Below are 17,812 nucleotides of genomic sequence, written 5' to 3'. Positions count from 1 at the left end.
GCCCGGGACAAGCCCGGGCACGACACGTGGAGAGGTTGGCGCACTGACGTCCGGGGTGGTCGTTGGCTACTCCGCCCCCACCCAATTGCCGTGGAAACCATCGGGCACGCGGTGGCCGAGATGGACCAGCGCGGTCGGGCCCGCTTCGACATCTTGCGCGTTGAACACGGCGAGGTCGCTGCGGTTTTCGCGGGCGCGCCAGACCACCGCGAGCAGCCAGCCGCTGCCTTCCGCGGCGTCAGCGCTGCGCTCGACGAACACAGGCTCGGAGATCGTGTCGCCGGCGGGCAGCAGATAATGGCCGAGCCGCTTGCCACGGCCGTCGACATGCACGATGCCCGACAGCGCACCGAACATCGGCAGATCTGGGTTAGCGCAGGCGTACCAGCCGTGATTGCTGGCAAATCCGGCGCGCCGATCGTCGACGCGGGGGAATTCGCCGGTGAGGTCGTCGAGATAGGTTTGCGTGAAGCGGTCGGTGTTGCCGGAGAGGTCGAAGGTCCAGCGGCAATAGCGCGCGCGGTTCTTCTGCGGATCGGTCGGCGAGCCGTCGGGATGATTGAACAGCGGCGCTTCCTCGAACTGCATCACGTCGGCGATGATGCGGTTGCCGTCTTCCCACGCGTTCATGACGTGGAAAACGTAGCAGGTCTCGGCGCGGAACCAGACGATGTCCTTTGACGCGCCGCTGCGCTTCATCACGCCGACATAGGCGCCTTTCTCCGGCTCCCAGGCATAGGGCGCCTGTCCGCGCATCGCGCGCTGCATGCTGCCGGTGATCGGCAGGATCGGAAACAGCACATGATTCTCGGTGACGATGAAGTCGTGCACCATGCTGGCATAGGGCGCCTCGAAGCGTTCGAATCGCGTCACCACGCCGGACGAGCTTACCGCACCGAACGACAGCGCCGGCGTCAGCGGGCCCGCGGCGTTGTAACCGAAGAACACCATCTCGCCGGTCGCCGGATCGATCTTGGGATGCGCGGTGAACGGGCCGGAGATCGCGCCCTTGTAGTCGCAATAGCCGAGGCGATTGAGCGTGCCGGGCTCGATCTCGGTCGGCAGATGGCCTTCCTCCAGCGCGAGCAGCCGGCCGCCATGGAAGATGATGTTGGTGTTGGCGACGCCGCCGTCGGTCGTGGTCGTGGCCGGCGCATCCGGCATCTTGCGGCCGAAGCCGCCGAACAGCGCGCGGCCGGCATCGTGCTCGGCCTGCCATTTCGGCGTGCGGACCCAGCGGTTGCGGTAGCTGGCGCGGCCGTTCTCGAGATGGAAGGCGTGCAGCATGCCGTCGCCGACGAACCAGTGCGCACCCGGCGCCTCGAACTGCGGATTGGGGCCGTTGCGATAGAGCGTGCCGTTCAGCTCGCGCGGCAATTCGCCCGAGATCTTCAGGAACGGCGCGTCGGCCTCGAATGGGATCGGCGCCAGATTGGTGCGCGCCGCGTTGGATGTCACCTGGTGGAGCATTCCGCATCTCCCTGCATTATTATCTTTACATCGTAAAGATATCAGTAGGGATGACGCCGCTGATCGTCAAGCAAAATCTTTACAGTGTAAAAATTGCGACCTATAAGGCCGCATGGCAAGAATCTCCAAAGAAAACAAGGCGACTCGCCCGGCACGGGCTCCGACCCGCCGGGTTGCACGGACTGCGGCAGCTCGTCCGGCCCAACGGCGCCGCGCCAATGACACGCCGTATCACCATGGCGATCTGCATGAGGCGCTATTGAAGGCCGCCGAGCGTGTGCTCGAGCGTGATGGATTGGCGGGGCTGACATTGCGTGCGGTGGCGCGCGAGGCCGGCGTGTCGCACGCCGCTCCGACGCATCATTTCGGCGATCTCACCGGTTTGCTCAGCGAACTCGCGGCGATCGGTTTCCGGCAATTTGGCCTGGCGATGGCCGCTGCGGACGCTTCGGCGGCCACGACGCCCGAGAAGGGCGTGGCGAGCGCCAAGGCTTATGTTGCCTATGCGCAGGCACATCCCGGCATGTACGGGCTGATGTTCCGCAGCGAGCGGCTCGATCATTCGCGGCCGTCGCTGCACGAGGCATCCGAGGCTTCGTTCGCAGGGCTGACCCGCGGCGTCGGCGCCAGCCGGCACGAGCAGATTTCCAAGGAGCAGCTTACGCTGGACCAGGCGGCCGCGATCGCGTCCGCGTGGTCGCTGGTGCATGGTTTCACCATGCTGCTGCTCGACGGACGCCTCAAGACGATTTTGGATCGGTCGCCCGAGGGCACATCCGCGGAAATGCTGTTGACCGCGATGCTGCGCTTGTCCGCGGGCCGCTCAGCGCGGCAATAACCAGTGCTGCCCCTGGGCTAGTGTCCCGAATCCGAAGTTCGCATCATTTGCCGCACCTTCGGAGCGAACTTCGGATTCGATAAGGACACTAGCAAACTTTTGATTCTAGAGTGCTTTATGAATGCGAAGTTCGTGAAAGTGGTTGCCGCGAAATCGCGCGAACTTCGCATTCAGCACACTAGCGCCTCACAAGCGACGTGGTCCGGCCGCTCTGTCCAATCGTCTTCACCGTATCCGTGCCGCATTTAAAATCGCGGGCGAAATCGTCGGCGGCTTGCCGCGCCAGCTCGTTGGCGTTGGGATTGGCCGCGACGTCGACATAGGCGACATGACAGACATCGCCCGGCGGCAGCCGGGTCACGGCGAGCATTGCCCGCGAGACCGGGCCGCCGCGCTTGTCCTGTTCGCTGTTGTCGGCGATCTGCCAGCGCTGGATAATCGCAAACGGCCTGGCGCCGACTGCACGCCATTCGACCCTATCGCCGGTCGAGCTGAACGGGCCGAACCAGGCCTGCGCGGCCGGTTCCCTGGCTGCTGCCTCGCCGTTTCGGCCCACCGAGACCACTTCACGCAGGTCGCCCTCGTTGATCAGCACCACAAGCCCGGATTTTCCCGGACAGACCCTGGTGGTGCTGCCGTCCTCTTCACTGGGCTTGCCGATCATGCGGCAGGCCTTCGGCGCGGTCGATGTGTAGCTGCTGCTGATCGTCTCGGAGCCGGCATGACCGGGATTTGCGCTGGCAGCCGCCATAAAGACTGTTGCAAAAGCAAGGTATTTCATCGGGGGAAACCTGCGATCCGGACGTTACTTTGTGTCTGACATATGCAATCTGGGGAAGGTTCAATAGACACGCGGGAAACACCTGACAGGCGCGCGGAATCGTCCTAGAAGGGCGGCTTCGCAACTTCTGTCGCGTGCACCTGCGTGCCGTAACCTCGATCGTCATGCCCACGATATCATCCAACAAGCCCTATCGCGTCGGCCGTTCCCGGACCGGTCTTGGCCTTTTCGCCACCAAGCCGATCAAGAAAGGCACCAAGATCATCCGTTATTTCGGGCCGTTGCTCGACTCGAAGAAGAAGGATGAGGACGCGATCGAGAACAAATATCTGTTCGAGCTCACCAACCGCTGGACCATCGACGGCTCGATCCGCGAGAACGTCGCGCGCTACATCAACCACGCTTGCAGGCCGAACGCGGAATCCGACGTTCGCCCACGCAAGCGCAAGGTGTTCATCCGCGCCATCAAGGACATCGAGCCGGGCGACGAAATCAATTACGACTACGGAACCGACTATTTCAAAGCCTATCTGAAGCCGATCGGCTGCAAGTGCGATGCCTGCGAGAAAAAGCGCAAGAAGAAGCGCGCGGAGGCGAGGGCGGAGCGGGTGCGGCTGAAGGAAAGGGCCGAGCGGAAGGCACAGCGCAAGGCCGAGAAGCTCGCCGAGGAGCGGACCAGGCAGCGGAAGGCGAAGAAGGCTGCCAAAGCCAATGGCAAGCTCGCCAACGGCACGGCGCTGAACGGCAAGCACCTCAATGGTTACAGCCTGATCAACACGGCGGGCAAGAAGGCTGCCTCGTCGAAGCGCGGCACCGCTCGGGCGCTGAACGCCTGATACCACGTCGCCCGAAAACGCTCTAGCCGCTCGGCCGGTGCGCCGCGCGTGGCAACGGTGAATTGCCGAAATCCAGCGTCGAGCGCTGGATGATCGTGCCGTGCTCGTCGATGACGAGACGGAAACGCTTGCTCCCCGAGAAGAATGTGAGGCGATGCCGCCCCTGATCGGCGTCGAGCCCGCGCTCCGAGCGCGTCGTGATTGCGCCCGAGCGCATCCCGGCCTGCAGCAGCGGAACCGCGATGCCGAGGCCTTCGGCGACGATATTGGCGTCGACCTCGAACGCGCCGTCCGCGAATGTGATCGTCGTCATGATGCCCTCGCGGGATGGCGGACGGGACGCGGCAGGTAGGCGCATTCGGCGAGCGTCGTTCCGTCGAGCTCGCGCATGAAGGCCTCGCGTGCCGCGGCAAGCTTCGCCTTCAGCCGGCAGCGCGGCAGCAGCAGGCAATCTCCGCCATCATCCCTGAAACATTCGACCAGCGCGCTGTTGCCTTCCAGCGCACGGACCACCTGGCCGAGGGTGATGGTCTCCGCCGGCCGCGCCAGCGAAAAGCCGCCGCCGGCGCCGCGCTGGGTGGCAATGAAGCCGGCGTCGGCAAGGTCGCGCACCACCTTGGCAAGGTGATTGCGGGAAATGTCGAACTCGGCCGCGATCTCGCTGGTGGCAAACGACCGGTCCGGCTCGCCGGCCAGCCGCATCAGGGCGCGGAGCGCAAAATCCGTGAATGATGTCAGGCGCATGGAAGCCCTTCGAAATCAGCACTTGGCGGATCAGCTATAGCAGTCTAAATAGGCATTTGAAATACCTATTTAGGATGTAAGCCATGACAGCAGCAGAGCGCCGCGAGCAGATCACCGCCGGGATTGTCGCGCGGACCGGGATCACCGAGGCCATGATCGAGCAGCTGGTGCATGCCTTCTACGCCGAGGTCCGCAAGGATCCGATGATCGGGCCGGTGTTCGAGAGCAGGATCAGCAATTGGGAGCCGCATCTGGCGCAGATGTGCGCGTTCTGGTCTTCGGTTGCGCTGATGACCGGGCGCTATCACGGCACGCCGATGGTCAAGCATATGCCGCTGCCGATCGACGCCGCGCATTTCGATCGCTGGCTCGAACTGTTCGAGGCGACCGCGGCCGAGCTGTGCCCGCCTGACGCGGCGGCGCATTTCATCGATCGCGCGCGGCGCATCGCCTCGAGCCTCGAGATGGGCGTCGCCGGCGGACAGGGCGTGATGCTGGCGGTCGGCGAGCGTTACAGGCGAAGCGAAGCAGGAGCAGTGCAATGAGGAACAGAGCGAAGGCGATCGCGCGTGCCATCGACGGCGCGTGGTTTCATCAGGATCAGGCCGATCCGTTTGCCGGCAGCAGTCTGGTGCCGATGCTGATCATCGGCCTGGCGCTGACCTTTGCCGGTATGATCGTCGCGGTCGTGCTGAGCTGACGGAAACGGCCGCCGCGTTTGCCGCGACGGCCGCTCGTCACATCCGGCATTCGGTTTACGCCGCGACCGTCTCGCCGCTGCGGCGCAGCCCGACATATTGCAGCTCGGCGAACACGCCGGTGGCGATCGCCTGGGCCAGGATCACGATGGTCCCGAAGAGGTTCGGCGACACCGCGCCCGACAGCAGCAGCGCGATGCTGGCGAGCGTCCAGGCCGCGTTGCCGACGACCACCAGCATCACCAGCGGCTTCGGCACCGACATGCGCGTGCCGAGCCAGCCGACCAGCGCGGTATAGGCGATCAGGAACAGCCCGGTCTCGCGCAGCAGCGCTTCCGGCAGGCCGAGCAGCGATGACAGCGCGCCGGCGTCGAGCACCATCGCTATGGCGGATACGCCGCTGAAGACGGCATCAGCGAGCAAAGCGCGGCGCAGCAGCTGGGATGAATGGATCATGGCAGTGTCTCCTCTGGTTGGGATGGGGGGTGGTCAGCGGAACAGCGACTGCAGCTGACGCCACAGCCGGAGCGGACACAGCGCCTTGCCGACCCTCATCTCGACCGCATAGACCTGCGCGAACACGAGCACGCCGGTCGCGTGCACGAGCGGCTGCGGCATGTTGAGCGAGCGCGCCAGCAGCCAGGTGGCCAGATGCACCAGCCACGGGAGCAGGACGGCGAGGACGCGGACAAGGGACAGCATCAGCATGGTCATCTCCTGTGTCGTCGAAGATGAGCCGGCCGGCGCGCCAATTCGATTACCTCAGGCGTAATGGAACGGGCGAATTCCGCATGGTAGGTTTTGCACCATGAACGCACATGCATCCATGGCGCGGGCCGAGCCCGCCAAACCCGTCCCGATCGGCGAGCACCTGCGGGAGTGGCGGCAGCGCCGTCATCTCAGCCAGCTCGACCTTGCCGTCGATGCCGAGATCTCGGCGCGGCATTTGAGCTTCGTCGAGACCGGCCGCTCGGCGCCGTCGCGCGACATGGTCCTCAAACTGGCGGAGCGCCTCGACGTGCCCCTACGCGAACGCAACGTGCTGCTGGTCGCCGCGGGTTTCGCGCCCGCATTCCCGCAACGCTCGCTGGACGATCCGGCGCTGAAATCGGCGCGCGAGGCGATCAACCTGGTGCTGAGGGCGCACGAGCCCAATCCGGCGCTGGCCTATGACCGGCACTGGAATCTGGTCTCCGCCAACCGCATGGTGGCGCCGCTGCTCGAGGGCGTGCCGCAGCGGCTGCTCGGCCAGCCCTTCAACATCCTGCGGCTTGCCTTCCACCCCGAGGGCCTCGCCCCGCGCACCGTGAACCTCGCGGAATGGGCCGCGCATCTTCTGGAGCGGCTGCATCGGCAATGCGAGGCAACGGCCGATCCGGAGCTGCTCAAGCTCTATCAGGACCTGAAGTCATATCCGATCCCGGCGCGGTCAGCCCCGATCACCACCGACAACAACGTCGCGCTCCCCTTCAAGCTCCGCCTCAATGGCGAGATCCTGAGCTTCATCTCGACCACCATGGTGTTCGGCACGCCGGTCGACATCACGCTGCAGGAACTGGCGCTGGAGACCTTCTTCCCGGCCGATGAGCTGACCGCCGAGCGGATGCGGCAGATGGCAGCCAGTATGAAATAGCGGCTTGTCTTGGGGCGTGTTCGGCCTACCTTTGGGGTTCCATTTTCCGCCGGGGAACCCCGCCATGAGCGATCTGAAGCCGCTTCGCCTCGACATCGTCTCCGACGTCGTTTGCCCCTGGTGCTATATCGGCAAGCATCGGATCGAGGATGCGCTCAAGCTGGTGCCCGATGTGCCGGTCGAGGTGCATTGGCGGCCGTTCTTCCTCAACAATTGGGTGCCGCGCGAGGGCATCAGCCGCGAGGAATATCTCACCGCCAAGTTCGGCTCGGTCGATGCCTACAAGGGCATTGCCGGCCGCGTGGTCGCCGCCGCCAACGAGGAGGGGCTCACCTACCATCCCGAGCTCGTCAAGCGGCAGCCCAACACGATCGACTGCCATCGCCTGATCCACTGGGCCGAGGCCAAAGGCAAGGCGGCCGAGATGAAGCAACGGCTGATGGAGCTGTATTTCCGCGACGGCGGCGATCTCACCGACAGCAACGTGCTGGTGCAGGCAGCAAACGATGTCGGGCTCCATGCCGACGACGTGCGCAAGCGCCTTGCCACCGACGAAGATGTCGCCCTGGTTTCGGCGCAGGCCCAGGAAGCCGCCGAGAAGGGGATTTCGGGCGTGCCGACCTTCGTGTTTGCGCAGAAATACGCGGTGTCCGGTGCCCAGCCGGCCGAGCAGCTCGCCCGCGCCATCCGCCAGGTCTCGGCCGAGATCAACGCAGAGGCCGCGGAGTAGTCCGCAATCCACATCGAAAGCCCGGCTCACGCCGGGCTTTTTCGTTTGCCCACATCATCCATCTGAAACAATCAGGGAGACCATCATGATCTATGAGCTGCGCACCTACACGGTACGTCCAGGCGCCGTCGGCGAGATGGTGAAGGCGGCGAGCACGATCTCGCGCGATATCCGCGCCGACAATTTCGGCAAGCTGGAAGGCTACTGGATCACCGAGATCGGTCCGCTCAATCAGGTCATGCATATGTGGAGCTACGCCGATCTCAACGAGCGGACGCGGCTGCGCGCCGAGCTCGCCAAGAACCCGCGCTGGACCGGCGAGTATATCCCGGTGATCCGTCCGCTGCTGGTACGGCAGGAGGTGCGGCTGCTCAATGCAATCATCCCGCCAGTGGCGCCGGCGACATCAGGCAACATCTACGAATTCCGCAACTACCGCGCCAAGCCGGTCGGCGGCGCCAAGCAATGGCTCGATCTGATCACCGGCGTGATGCCGGAGCGCGAGAAATACTCCAAGATCGTCGGCCTCTGGACCACCGAGGCCGGGCAGCCCAACGAAGTCTGCCACATCTGGGCCTATCCCGATCTCAATGCCCGCGCCGCCGCGCGCGGCAACGCGATGAAGGATCCGGCCTGGCTGGAATTTTTGAGCAAGGGCACGCAGGTGCTCGAGGAGATGCACTCGACCATCATGCTGCCGGCACCGCACTCGCCGTTGCAGTGACGGAGGCGATCATTCGCGTCGCGACGAGCCGTGTTGTCCCAAGCGCAAGACAGAGAGACCGCCGGTTGAGGCGGCCTCTTCGTTTGCCGTCGGGACGTCGCGAATGCCGGCAAAAAGCCCCATCCGATGTTTCCATCAGATGAGGCTTTCGAAGCAAGGGCGCGCGCCGTCTGAGAACCAGCGCGCCGCAACGCTAGTCGGGCCAGCTGACACCAACCTGACGGCAGCACTCACTTGTTTCCCGACGTGTCTGCATGCCTACGAAAGGGTAAACCGCATTATCCGGGCTTGCCGCGCCGGCTGCGGATGAAGCGGACGGCGTCGCGCGCCGCTTCGTAGGCGAAATTGTTCAGGGTCAGCGCGGCGTGAATGGCCGGCACCAGCGGATCGCGGCGCCGCAGCGGCAGCAAGACGTCGCCGATCGCGAAGCGGCCGCGCCAGATCGGGTCGATCATGGGGTGGCCCGGTGCCGCAGTGGAATCGGCCGAATTGATCGCGGGATCGGCGCAGAGATGGCGCGTCAGCTCCAGCGTCAACTGCGTGCCGGGCGAATGTTTCGCAAAGCGCTCGTCGACGCCGATCTTGAAGAAGAAGGCGCGGTCCTGGTGGCGCACCACGATGCCGCCCGCGACCGGCGTGTCGCCCGCATGCAGCGTGATGATCTCGCAACGGCGGGCTTCGGCCATTGCCGACGTCGCGCGGCGGATGAAGGCCGCATCGCCGGCATGCTGGCTGAGCGCCGTGCCGCGCTTTCCCTTCCAGCCACCGGCTTCGAGGACAAGGAAAGTCTCGAGCGCCGTCGCAACCTCGCGCGGCGTGCGGGCGACATCAAAGCGCACTGCGCCATGGTCGGACAGGCGATGATGCTGGCGGCGCAGCTCCTTCAGCTTCTTGGGCCCGAGCGCGTCGCGCAACAATTCGTCGGCATCGCGCGTCGCATCCAGCTGGGCGCGCTGATAGGCGCTCAGCATGCGCGGCTGCAACCCGTCTCGCGCCAGCACCGCGCGGATCGCCGCCATGGCCGGGCCCTCGAGCGACATGGTGCGCAGGATCAGCGCATGCGCGCCCGCATTGCGCGCCTGCTGCAGCATCTTGTCCACCGCTTCCTCGGCGGCGTCGCGGTCGAGCAGCGGCGTGCACAGCGTGCCATAGGGTTCGGCGCCGACCAAACCGGGCAGGGGAATGCGGTAGATCCGCCGCATCGGAACGACCGGCAACAGCCCGATCAATTGCCCGGCATCGCCTGCGGCGCTGAGCAGCGCCGCGCCGGTGCGGCCGCGCGCGGAGGCATCGACCGCCAACTCCCAGTCGGGCTGATAGTAGCCATTGGCCTCGATCGCGCGCGCGGCAAGCGCACGCCATGCATTGAGCGGCGCGGCCGACAGCGGCGGCAACGTGCGATCGTCCGTGGCATCCCTGCGCGATGCACGGTGGATCATTGCCTGGTCAGCAATATCGGCCACGTCCCTGTTTCCCCAGTCCGCGAGGCCGATTGGCCTTGCGTTCGTCAGCGCAACGCTAGCGGAAAGAAATGGAAAATGCCGTTGAGGCCACCGCGCAATTTGAACGGTCGTGTTAACGGGCCGTTCAGCATACCCGGTGCGCAGCGGCTTGGCCGGCTCGCCGGCCCAAGCGCTAGGGTTTGGTGCTCCGTTGCGCTTCCACCGCAACGGTGCTCTCGACGGGCTCGTAAGTCTCCGTCACGCAATTGTCGTCGGCCCCGACCTGCCGGCGATCGAAGATCGAGCCTTCATTGATGAAGACGCGATAGGTCTGCGTCCCCAGCGGCTTGCCGATCACCGATGTCAGTTCGGCGCGCACGCAGGCGGTCCAGCCGGTGCCGCGCGGGTCGTGCAGCGGGGCGGAGACCCGCACATGGGTCGGCTGTGAACCGGCCGTGAACACTGAATCCAGCTTGCCGGCGACCAGCCGTTTGACGTCCGGAGGCGTCTCGAGCGGCGCCGGCTCCGAGGCCTTGACCTTCAAGGCCTCCGGCCAGACCGCGTGGCTGTCCGCCAGCCCGCAGCCACTCAATATTAAGGCGGCGCCGGCCAGCAGCGCCGCCAGATGTACTTGTCCCTGTCCCATTCAGCGCATTTAATGTGCCGCCGCCAGGATTGCGCCCCTTGGTGGCGCTGAATTCGCATCAGGCGGCGCTTTGTCGATCAACAAATGTCGAGCGACAAGTTATCGTTGGGGTAGAGGTATTACCGGATGTTGCTGCGGCGGCGGGGGAGACAGACTGACATGAAACGCTTCACGGTTGCTGCCGTCATTCTGGCGCTGCTCGCGACACCCACCCTGGCCCAGGGCCGGCGAGGGGGCGGTGGAGGTGATACCAAGACGGAGCAGAAGCCCAAGGTCGACGAGAAGGCCTACAAGGCCGCGCTCGATCGGATCCCCGAGCCCAAGGAGAAATACGATCCCTGGGGTGTCACCAAGCCGGCAGCGGATCCGGCCAAGAAGCCGAAATAGCCGGCCTCACCAGGTCTCGGCGGCCATTCGACATTCGACCGGCGTCGGTCGGTAGCACATTTGCCGCAAGGCATGAACCTTGGCCTGACGGCCTCCGACCCATCTTCGCTGTCATTGTCGGAGGCCGCCATGCTTCGCCGTTCGCTCCTCAGCCTGATCGTTCCGGCAGCGATCCTGCTCGGCGCCGTGCCGGCATCGGCGGAAAGCCGGCTGGCGCTGGTAATCGGGCAGTCGGCCTACAAGTCGGTGCCCGCGCTGCCGAATCCGGCCAACGACGCCAGGGCTGTGTCGCAGATGCTGACCGATGCCGGATTTGCGGTGACGGCCGCATCGGATCTGTCGCAGGACGAGATGCGCGCACGGCTCAGCGATTTCGCAAGTCAGGTGGCGGCGAAGGGCGCCGACACCGTGGCGCTGGTGTTCTATGCCGGGCACGGCCTGCAGATCGACGGCGAGAACTATCTGGTGCCGGTCGATGTCGATCCGAAGCGCGAGGCTGATATCCCGATCCAGGCGGTTCGGCTCAACGACGTCCTGAATACGCTCACCTCGGTGCCGAGTCGGATGCGCATCGTGCTGCTCGATGCCTGCCGCAACAATCCTTTCCCGGAGCTCAGCAAGACCGCGGGGCACGGGCTCGCCATCGTCGATGCCAGGGTCGGCGCGCCCGGCACGTTCGTGTCGTTCTCGACCTCGCCGGGTGCGGAAGCCGAGGACGGCAGCGGTGCCAACAGCCCCTACACCACCGCGTTGCTGGCCTCGGCCAAGGAGCCGGGCATCCCGATCGAGGACACCTTCAAGCGCGTTCGCCTCGCGGTGAACAGGGCAACCGACGGTCGCCAGACGCCGTGGGACTCGTCCTCGCTCACCGACGACTTCCGTTTCATGGTGGGGACAGCGGCATCACCCGCGACGTCGCCGCCGCCGGCCGCGGCCAAACGCAGCGTCGACGAATGGAAGCGCGAATTGCAGGGCAAGCCGATCGAGGCCGCGAATGAGCTGATGGTGATCGATGGCTCCGACGAATCCTATGAGGCCTTCGCTGCGATCTTCGCCGGCACGCCGCGCGGCCTGCAGGCACGCGACTGGCTCGACCGGCATCGCCGCATGTTAGCGTGGAGTAACGCGATCCTCATCAACACGGCGGCGGCCTATCGCGGTTTCCTCGCGCAATATCCTGACACCGACCTGACAGCGACGGCGCGCAAGATGATCGAACGGCTGCGCTACCGTCCCGATCCGGCGCCCGCCGTTGCGCTCAGCGTGCCCGCGACCAACGTCGCGCTGGCGGCGCCGACCTGCCCGTGCAACGCCGCGCCGCCGCAACAGCCGCCACAGCAGAGGGTCAACGCGCCGGTGAAAAAGCGTGCCGATCCCGATCCGCCGCGGCGCGCGGGCAAGCGCCCGCCGCGCGTCGTGGTCGAGGACGACGTCGTGGTGGTGCGCCGTCCGCCTCCAACCGTGGTCTACGAGCCTGCCGGACCGCCGATCGGAATCGGAATCGGGATCGGCATCGGCGGCGGCGGTGGTGGTTATCGCGGTAACTACGGCGGCGGCTATCGCCGGGGTGGATACTGACGCGACGATCGCGTAAATGCTTTCCCCGCATGAGATGCGGCGCCTGGTGATCGCATCCTGGGGGAGGACGCGATGCGGCCGCTGTTTTGCCTGCTTGCCGCGCTGCTGCTGTGTGGTCAGCCGGCGCGCGCCTGGGAGTATTGGGGCGGCGACCGCGGCGGACAACGCTTCTCGCCGCTGACGCAGATCACGTCAGACAATGTCGGCACGCTGCTGCGCGGCTGGGAATTCCGCACCGGCGATCTCGATACGCGCCCGCCCGAGGTGATGAAGCGCACCAAGTTCGAGGTGACGCCGCTGTTCGTCGAGGACAGCCTGATCCTCTGCACGCCGTTCAACGAAGTGATCGCGCTCGATCCCGGCACCGGTGCGCAGAAATGGCGTTTCGATCCGAAAATCAGCATGGCGCAACGGCCGGCCAATCGCTTTGTCTGCCGCGGCGTCGCGCACTGGACGGACGATCGTGCGGCGGAAGGCGCCGCCTGCAAGTCACGCATCTTCACCGGCACCAACGACAGGCGCCTGATCGCGCTCGATGCCAGAACCGGCAAGCCCTGCGCCGATTTCGGCAACGGTGGCGAGATCAAGATCGACATTGGCATGAAGCTGGAATGGCCGGGCGAGTTTCAGATCACGTCGGCGCCGGTGACGGGACGCGGCGTGGTCGTGGTGGGGTCCGCGATCGGCGACAACCGGCGGGTCGACGCGCCGCTCGGCGCGGTGCGCGCCTTCGATGCGCGAATCGGCCAGCCGCGCTGGAGCTTCGATCCGCTCGTGCATGACGAGATCGAGGCCGGCCACAGCAATGTCTGGGCGCCGATGTCGGTGGACGAGGAGCGCGGCCTGGTGTTCCTGCCGACGACATCGCCCAGTCCGGACTTCTGGGGCGGCAAGCGCGCCGGCAATGACGAGCACGCCAATTCCGTGGTCGCGCTGCGGATCGAGACCGGCGAACTCGCATGGGCATTCCAGACCGTGCATCACGACGTCTGGGACTACGACCTGCCGGCGCAGCCGACGCTGGCGCGGATCGACACCGGCGATGGTCAGCGCGACGTCGTGATCCAGCCGACCAAGCAGGGCTTTGTGTTCGTGCTCGATCGCGACACCGGCAAGCCGGTGTGGCCGGTGGAAGAGCGCGCGGTGCCGCAGAACGGTGCCGAGGGCGAGAGGCTGTCGCCGACGCAGCCATTCCCGACCCATGTGCCGCCGCTGCTGACGCAGCGGATGACGGCCGACGATGTCGCCGGCCTGCTGCCGGGCATCGGGAGCTCGGCGTGCGAGAAGCTGCTCGCGCAATCCCGCAATGAGGGCCTTTACACGCCGCCGTCGACGCAAGGCACTTTGATCTATCCGATGACCGGCGGCGGGGTGAACTGGGGCGGCGCGGCGTTCGATCCGGTCAATCAGATCCTCTACGCCAATGTCAGCCATGCGGCGCACATCGTCACCCTGATTCCGCGCGACCAGGCCAAGGGCTTCAATCCGCCGCCGGGCCATGAATTCGGCCAGCAGGAAGGGGCGCCGTTCGCGATGTCGCGGGCGCTGGCGAAGTCGGCGGTCGGGTCGCCCTGCAACAAGCCGCCATGGGGCGAGACGGTGGCGGTCGATCTCAGGGCCGGCAAGATCCTCTGGCATTCGTCGGTCGGCACCAGCGAGGATCTCGCGCCGCTCGGCATCGCGTTCAAGACCGGCACGCCGCTGGTCAACGGCGTCGCGATCACCGCGGGCGGCCTGGTGTTCACCGGCGCGATGGATGCCTATCTGCGCGCGTTCGATGCCAGATCGGGAAAGCAGTTGTGGCTCGGCCGGCTTCCGGTGCCGGGCGTCGCCAATCCGATGACCTATCTCTGGAAGGGCGAGCAGTACGTCGTGATCGGCGCCGGCGGCCATTCCGAGGGCGGCACATCGATCGGCGATAGCGTGGTGGCATTTCGCCTGCCGCGTCAGGGCGAGGGGGCATCGTTGTGGACCCGCCTGATCGATCGGCCCGGCGGGCGGTTCACCGCCAAGGCTGTGGCCGCCGGTCTCGTGCTCGTCGCCCTCGTTGCGCTGTTGTGGCGCTGGCGGCGGAACCGTCGCTCGCGATCCGCTTAGGTGCTCCCTGCCGCAGGTGCGCGCCGCCAAAATATCGAAAACAACCCCATGCAAAGGTGCCGGTGGCTGCCGGCGTTCGAAAAGCAACTTGACACGTCGGGCAACTCAGGGTTACTTTTCTACTATTCCGAAATGGTGCAAGCGTCGCCTCGCTCCGCTAAAGCGCGATGAATTCAGGTTCTTCGCCGCCTCTGACTGGTCCGGTATTGGGTGCAGTCCGGTCTTCTCATCAACGATCCTCGACCGCCGCATTTGACCCAAAGTAGACATTACCCCTCTGGTATTCCGACCGCGCGCATTCCCCCATACAATTGCTCAAGCCTCGCCATCCAGTCTGGGTTGTCGAACCGGAAGACATTAAGGCGGTATCGACGGATGGTGAAGCTGCGATCAAGTGCCAAGCCGGCCTCTGCACTAGATCGTGCCTCCTTCAGGTCTCCCATCATCGCCAGCGCACCGGCCAAGTGAAAATGAGAAAGGGCATGATTGGGATTGGCTTCGATGCTTCGGCGCAGCCAGCCGATTGCTTCAAGGTCGGTTTTGGTCATCAACTTGGCCATCCCGACAAACATGAACCAAAGAAAGGCACGCGTGTCGCGTGGGGACATTCGCAGCGCATCCTGAATGTGCCTCTCCACCTCCTCGCTACGCTCCAGCACATACTTTCCAAGCCCGATGAATCCATGTGCATCGGCTAGATTCCGATCCAGCCCCAGCGCCTGGTGGCATTCAGCGATACCTTTGGCAGCGCGGCATGTCCGAATGTGAACCGCACCAAGGAGCATGTGGGCTCTTGGATGATTCGGCGCACGCAACAACGCGCAGTTGAGCGCATTCTCTGCGGTCTTGAAATGCACTGATCCGTCATCCGTCATGAAGGATGAACCCATCGATACGTCGACCTGAGCTGCGGCGACTGCCACTTCAATGTTGTCGGGATCAAGCGCCGCAGCACGCATGAAGAAGTCCCTTGCGCGCGCCAAGAACGCTGGAGTCACGCCCTTGTTCAGGAAAGCCTTGCCCTGAAAGTATAGATCCACAGCGTCCGGCCGGAGCACCCGTTCTGCGCGTCGTGCTTCGGCCTCGATGAGTTCGGCGTTCAAACTATTTGCAAGCCGGGATACGATTTCGTCTTGCGTATCCAGCAAGTCGGCAGCCGACTTGTCGAACCGCTCGGCCCATACTTGGGTTCTGGTTTGCGTGTCGGTCAACTGGACGTTTAGGCGCAAGCGGTTACCCCCGCGTTGCACCGACCCCTCCAGCACGTAACGGACACTCAGCTCACGGCCGATCTCCCTCACGTCCAATGCTTTTCCTTTGAAGGTGAACGCGGTGTTGCGGCCGATGACGAACGCGCCGGCAATACGCGACAAGTCTGTTGTAAGACTATTGGTTACACCATCAGCGAAATACTCTTGCTCAGGATCGCCACCGAGATTCGCGAATGGTAGAACGGCGATAGACAGGCGTGGCATCGCGGATGGAGGCGACGGTTCTCGAGGGTATGGGGGCTCGAGTGCCGCCACGATCGGACGGCCGGGCCCGGCAAGCTGATTTCCGCTGATTGCCAGCATGTAGCCACGGCGCGGCAGGGTCCTTAAGGCGGATCGATCGACATCTCCCAAGGCACGCCTGACGTCGCCTACGGCGTGGACGAGAGAGTCTTCCGTGACCTCACAGTCCGGCCAGACCTCGTCCATGATTTCATCTTTGCTCACCAAACGCCCGGCTCGGGTCGCGAGAAGCCGAAGTAACAACCATGCCCGAGGGCGCAAGGGCACGATATCGCCGCGCCCATCGATCAAAAGCTCACGGCCGAGGTCAATGGTCCGCTCGCCGAGAACGATTGAATGCTGCGATGACTCGAGCAAAGTCGCCTCTTACAGGTCCTTTTTCTGAAAATTTCGGCAAACTTTCAGGACGCAAGGTCAATTGTACCGCATCATCGTGCGGCTTGGGATAGCGACAGCTTCCAGGCAGCCGATCGCCAAAATGTAGCGAGCAGGAGGCGCGCATCCATGATCCGTTCGGTCTTCTTTGCGGCGTCAAGTCGTTCAGTTTTCAGCTTTTTTGGAATCGCCCTATTTGCCGTCATTGTCCCGCTGGCCGCCCAGGGACAAGACATCAAGGTTACCCTCTTGGGTACAGGATGTCCCCCCGCTGTTATGAACCGGTTCGGACCGAGCACCCTCGTCGAGGCGGGTGGGCAGAAGTTCATTTTTGACGCAGGCCGAGGTGCCCTCCAGCGGCTCAACCAGGTCAGGGTGCCCTGGCAGGGAATAGACGCCGTCTTTCTCACTCACCTGCACTCGGACCACGTGGTCGGCTTTCCGGATCTGTGGCTGACCGGTTGGCTTGTGGGGCGGCCAGGCCGGGATCGACCACTGCGTGTGCGGGGGCCAACGGGGACCCAGCGCATGATGTCGTTCCTCGCGCAGGCATTCGAATACGATATTCGGATTCGATTAGACGACGACCGAGCACCACCAAACGGCGTCGTGATCCTCGCAGAGGACATTACCGAGGGGGTCATCTATGAGAACGGCGGCGTGAAGATCACTGCGTTCGAGGTGGACCACACCCCAGTGAAGCCTGCGTTCGGTTTCCGGATCGATTATTCCGGCCGGTCCGTTGTGCTTTCCGGAGACACGCGGATCTCCGAAAATCTCGTTCAGCACGCCCAGAACGTCGATCTGTTGATTCACAATGTTGTCGCACCAGAAACATTCCAGCGCATTGGAGTTCCGCCGGCGCAGACGGCTAACATCATCAGCCACCACACCACGCCGGAGCAGGCGGGCGAGGTGTTTGCGCGGACAACGCCCAAGCTGGCTGTGTATTCACATGTCGTGTTGCCAAACGCCACCGAGCAAGATCTGATTCCGCCAACGCGGAAGACCTACTCAGGTCCAGTGGAACTCGGTGAAGATCTGATGGTCATCGAGGTCGGAGAGAAGGTCGAAGTCCGACGGCCCTCTAAGTCGTAACGTGAAGCCTGCTAGCAGGCGTCTGTCGGGCTTTGAACTCGATGCTCGTCGTTGCTTGCGAATGCCACGGCCTACTGGCTCACAGGTCCGCTCCTGGCCGATTTTGTTGAAAAAGGCCGCGGTTGCGACTCAGAGGTACCAGTGATTCAGTCTGTTTAATTGGCAGGACTGAAGATCATGATGGGACATCGGCAAGTCGAACAGGCCGCTTTGTTCTATGA

The 17,812-nt window shown here is 64.3% G+C and carries 20 protein-coding genes; 11 read left to right on the top strand and 9 right to left on the bottom strand.

The features are described from left to right. Window positions 1-66: 66 nt before the first annotated feature. Entirely contained in the window at window positions 67-1,470 is a 1,404-nt protein-coding gene (locus I6F38_RS39820; protein WP_225164242.1) for a carotenoid oxygenase family protein, read from the bottom strand. Window positions 1,471-1,582: 112 nt separating this feature from the next. Between I6F38_RS39820 and I6F38_RS39815 the strand changes: the two genes are divergently transcribed. Further along, complete coding sequence (locus I6F38_RS39815; RefSeq protein ID WP_225164241.1) at window positions 1,583-2,308, top strand: TetR/AcrR family transcriptional regulator; 726 nt, start codon at window positions 1,583-1,585, stop codon at window positions 2,306-2,308. Window positions 2,309-2,486: 178 nt separating this feature from the next. Here the strand turns inward: I6F38_RS39815 and I6F38_RS39810 are convergent, their stop codons facing one another. Next, the gene (locus tag I6F38_RS39810; protein ID WP_225164240.1) at window positions 2,487-3,089 is read right to left on the bottom strand and encodes a hypothetical protein; all 603 of its coding nucleotides are present in this window, start codon (window positions 3,087-3,089) and stop codon (window positions 2,487-2,489) included. 164 nt (window positions 3,090-3,253) lie between these two features. On the opposite strand from I6F38_RS39810, the gene I6F38_RS39805 reads away from it, so the two are divergent. Next, a complete protein-coding gene (locus tag I6F38_RS39805; RefSeq protein ID WP_225164239.1) occupies window positions 3,254-3,925 on the top strand; it encodes an SET domain-containing protein in 672 nt (223 codons plus the stop codon). Between the two features lie 22 nt (window positions 3,926-3,947). Here I6F38_RS39805 and I6F38_RS39800 read toward each other — a convergent pair whose 3' ends face one another. Continuing rightward, on the bottom strand, window positions 3,948-4,238 hold the full coding sequence (locus I6F38_RS39800) for a DUF6522 family protein (RefSeq protein WP_028339832.1): 291 nt from the start codon (window positions 4,236-4,238) through the stop codon (window positions 3,948-3,950). Beyond that, entirely contained in the window at window positions 4,235-4,669 is a 435-nt protein-coding gene (locus I6F38_RS39795) for an Rrf2 family transcriptional regulator (protein WP_225164238.1), read from the bottom strand. The genes I6F38_RS39800 and I6F38_RS39795 overlap by 4 nt, the downstream gene beginning before the upstream one ends. An 83-nt stretch (window positions 4,670-4,752) precedes the next feature. Between I6F38_RS39795 and I6F38_RS39790 the strand changes: the two genes are divergently transcribed. Both I6F38_RS39790 and I6F38_RS39785 read left to right on the top strand, forming a co-directional pair. Next, window positions 4,753-5,214: a group III truncated hemoglobin gene (locus I6F38_RS39790; protein ID WP_225164237.1), complete on the top strand. Its 462-nt coding sequence runs from the start codon at window positions 4,753-4,755 to the stop codon at window positions 5,212-5,214. Then, window positions 5,211-5,369 carry a hypothetical protein gene (locus tag I6F38_RS39785; protein WP_194295321.1) on the top strand — a complete coding sequence of 53 codons (159 nt, stop codon included), beginning with the start codon at window positions 5,211-5,213 and terminating at the stop codon, window positions 5,367-5,369. Before I6F38_RS39790 ends, I6F38_RS39785 begins: the two co-directional genes overlap by 4 nt. Window positions 5,370-5,424: 55 nt before the next feature. On the opposite strand, the gene I6F38_RS39780 is transcribed toward I6F38_RS39785, so the two are convergent. Both I6F38_RS39780 and I6F38_RS39775 read right to left on the bottom strand, forming a co-directional pair. Then, window positions 5,425-5,823 carry a hypothetical protein gene (locus I6F38_RS39780; protein WP_225164236.1) on the bottom strand — a complete coding sequence of 133 codons (399 nt, stop codon included), beginning with the start codon at window positions 5,821-5,823 and terminating at the stop codon, window positions 5,425-5,427. A 33-nt stretch (window positions 5,824-5,856) separates the two neighbouring features. Then, a complete protein-coding gene (locus I6F38_RS39775) occupies window positions 5,857-6,081 on the bottom strand; it encodes a hypothetical protein (RefSeq protein WP_225164235.1) in 225 nt (74 codons plus the stop codon). Window positions 6,082-6,175: 94 nt separating this feature from the next. On the opposite strand from I6F38_RS39775, the gene I6F38_RS39770 reads away from it, so the two are divergent. From I6F38_RS39770 to I6F38_RS39760, 3 genes are all read left to right on the top strand, one after another. Continuing rightward, window positions 6,176-7,000 carry a helix-turn-helix transcriptional regulator gene (locus tag I6F38_RS39770; protein WP_225164234.1) on the top strand — a complete coding sequence of 275 codons (825 nt, stop codon included), beginning with the start codon at window positions 6,176-6,178 and terminating at the stop codon, window positions 6,998-7,000. A 64-nt stretch (window positions 7,001-7,064) separates the two neighbouring features. After that, window positions 7,065-7,730 (top strand): DsbA family oxidoreductase, encoded by a 666-nt coding sequence (locus tag I6F38_RS39765; protein ID WP_225164233.1) that lies wholly within the window; start codon window positions 7,065-7,067, stop codon window positions 7,728-7,730. Between the two features lie 85 nt (window positions 7,731-7,815). Continuing rightward, a complete protein-coding gene (locus I6F38_RS39760; RefSeq protein WP_168854961.1) occupies window positions 7,816-8,454 on the top strand; it encodes an NIPSNAP family protein in 639 nt (212 codons plus the stop codon). A gap of 278 nt (window positions 8,455-8,732) precedes the next feature. On the opposite strand, the gene I6F38_RS39755 is transcribed toward I6F38_RS39760, so the two are convergent. Together I6F38_RS39755 and I6F38_RS39750 are read right to left on the bottom strand one after the other, a co-directional pair. After that, window positions 8,733-9,917: a GNAT family N-acetyltransferase gene (locus tag I6F38_RS39755; RefSeq protein ID WP_225164232.1), complete on the bottom strand. Its 1,185-nt coding sequence runs from the start codon at window positions 9,915-9,917 to the stop codon at window positions 8,733-8,735. Between the two features lie 172 nt (window positions 9,918-10,089). Then, on the bottom strand, window positions 10,090-10,542 hold the full coding sequence (locus I6F38_RS39750) for a hypothetical protein (RefSeq protein WP_225164231.1): 453 nt from the start codon (window positions 10,540-10,542) through the stop codon (window positions 10,090-10,092). 159 nt (window positions 10,543-10,701) lie between these two features. On the opposite strand from I6F38_RS39750, the gene I6F38_RS39745 reads away from it, so the two are divergent. The 3 genes from I6F38_RS39745 to I6F38_RS39735 all read left to right on the top strand — a co-directional run bounded on the left by I6F38_RS39745 (window position 10,702) and on the right by I6F38_RS39735 (window position 14,604). Beyond that, window positions 10,702-10,929: a hypothetical protein gene (locus I6F38_RS39745; protein WP_016848541.1), complete on the top strand. Its 228-nt coding sequence runs from the start codon at window positions 10,702-10,704 to the stop codon at window positions 10,927-10,929. Window positions 10,930-11,058: 129 nt separating this feature from the next. Continuing rightward, the gene (locus I6F38_RS39740; RefSeq protein ID WP_225164230.1) at window positions 11,059-12,507 is read left to right on the top strand and encodes a caspase family protein; all 1,449 of its coding nucleotides are present in this window, start codon (window positions 11,059-11,061) and stop codon (window positions 12,505-12,507) included. A 72-nt stretch (window positions 12,508-12,579) separates the two neighbouring features. Then, window positions 12,580-14,604: a pyrroloquinoline quinone-dependent dehydrogenase gene (locus I6F38_RS39735; protein ID WP_225164229.1), complete on the top strand. Its 2,025-nt coding sequence runs from the start codon at window positions 12,580-12,582 to the stop codon at window positions 14,602-14,604. 269 nt (window positions 14,605-14,873) lie between these two features. Here the strand turns inward: I6F38_RS39735 and I6F38_RS39730 are convergent, their stop codons facing one another. Next, window positions 14,874-16,475: a winged helix-turn-helix domain-containing protein gene (locus I6F38_RS39730; protein WP_225164228.1), complete on the bottom strand. Its 1,602-nt coding sequence runs from the start codon at window positions 16,473-16,475 to the stop codon at window positions 14,874-14,876. A gap of 147 nt (window positions 16,476-16,622) precedes the next feature. Here I6F38_RS39730 and I6F38_RS39725 point away from each other — a divergent pair, with 147 nt between their 5' ends. Then, complete coding sequence (locus I6F38_RS39725) at window positions 16,623-17,591, top strand: MBL fold metallo-hydrolase (protein WP_225164227.1); 969 nt, start codon at window positions 16,623-16,625, stop codon at window positions 17,589-17,591. Window positions 17,592-17,812: the final 221 nt, after the last annotated feature.

This window comes from Bradyrhizobium sp. BRP56, assembly GCF_020194035.1.
GTDB classification, from domain to species: Bacteria; Pseudomonadota; Alphaproteobacteria; order Rhizobiales; family Xanthobacteraceae; genus Bradyrhizobium; species Bradyrhizobium australafricanum.
This window is presented reverse-complemented; position numbering and strand designations above follow the sequence as displayed.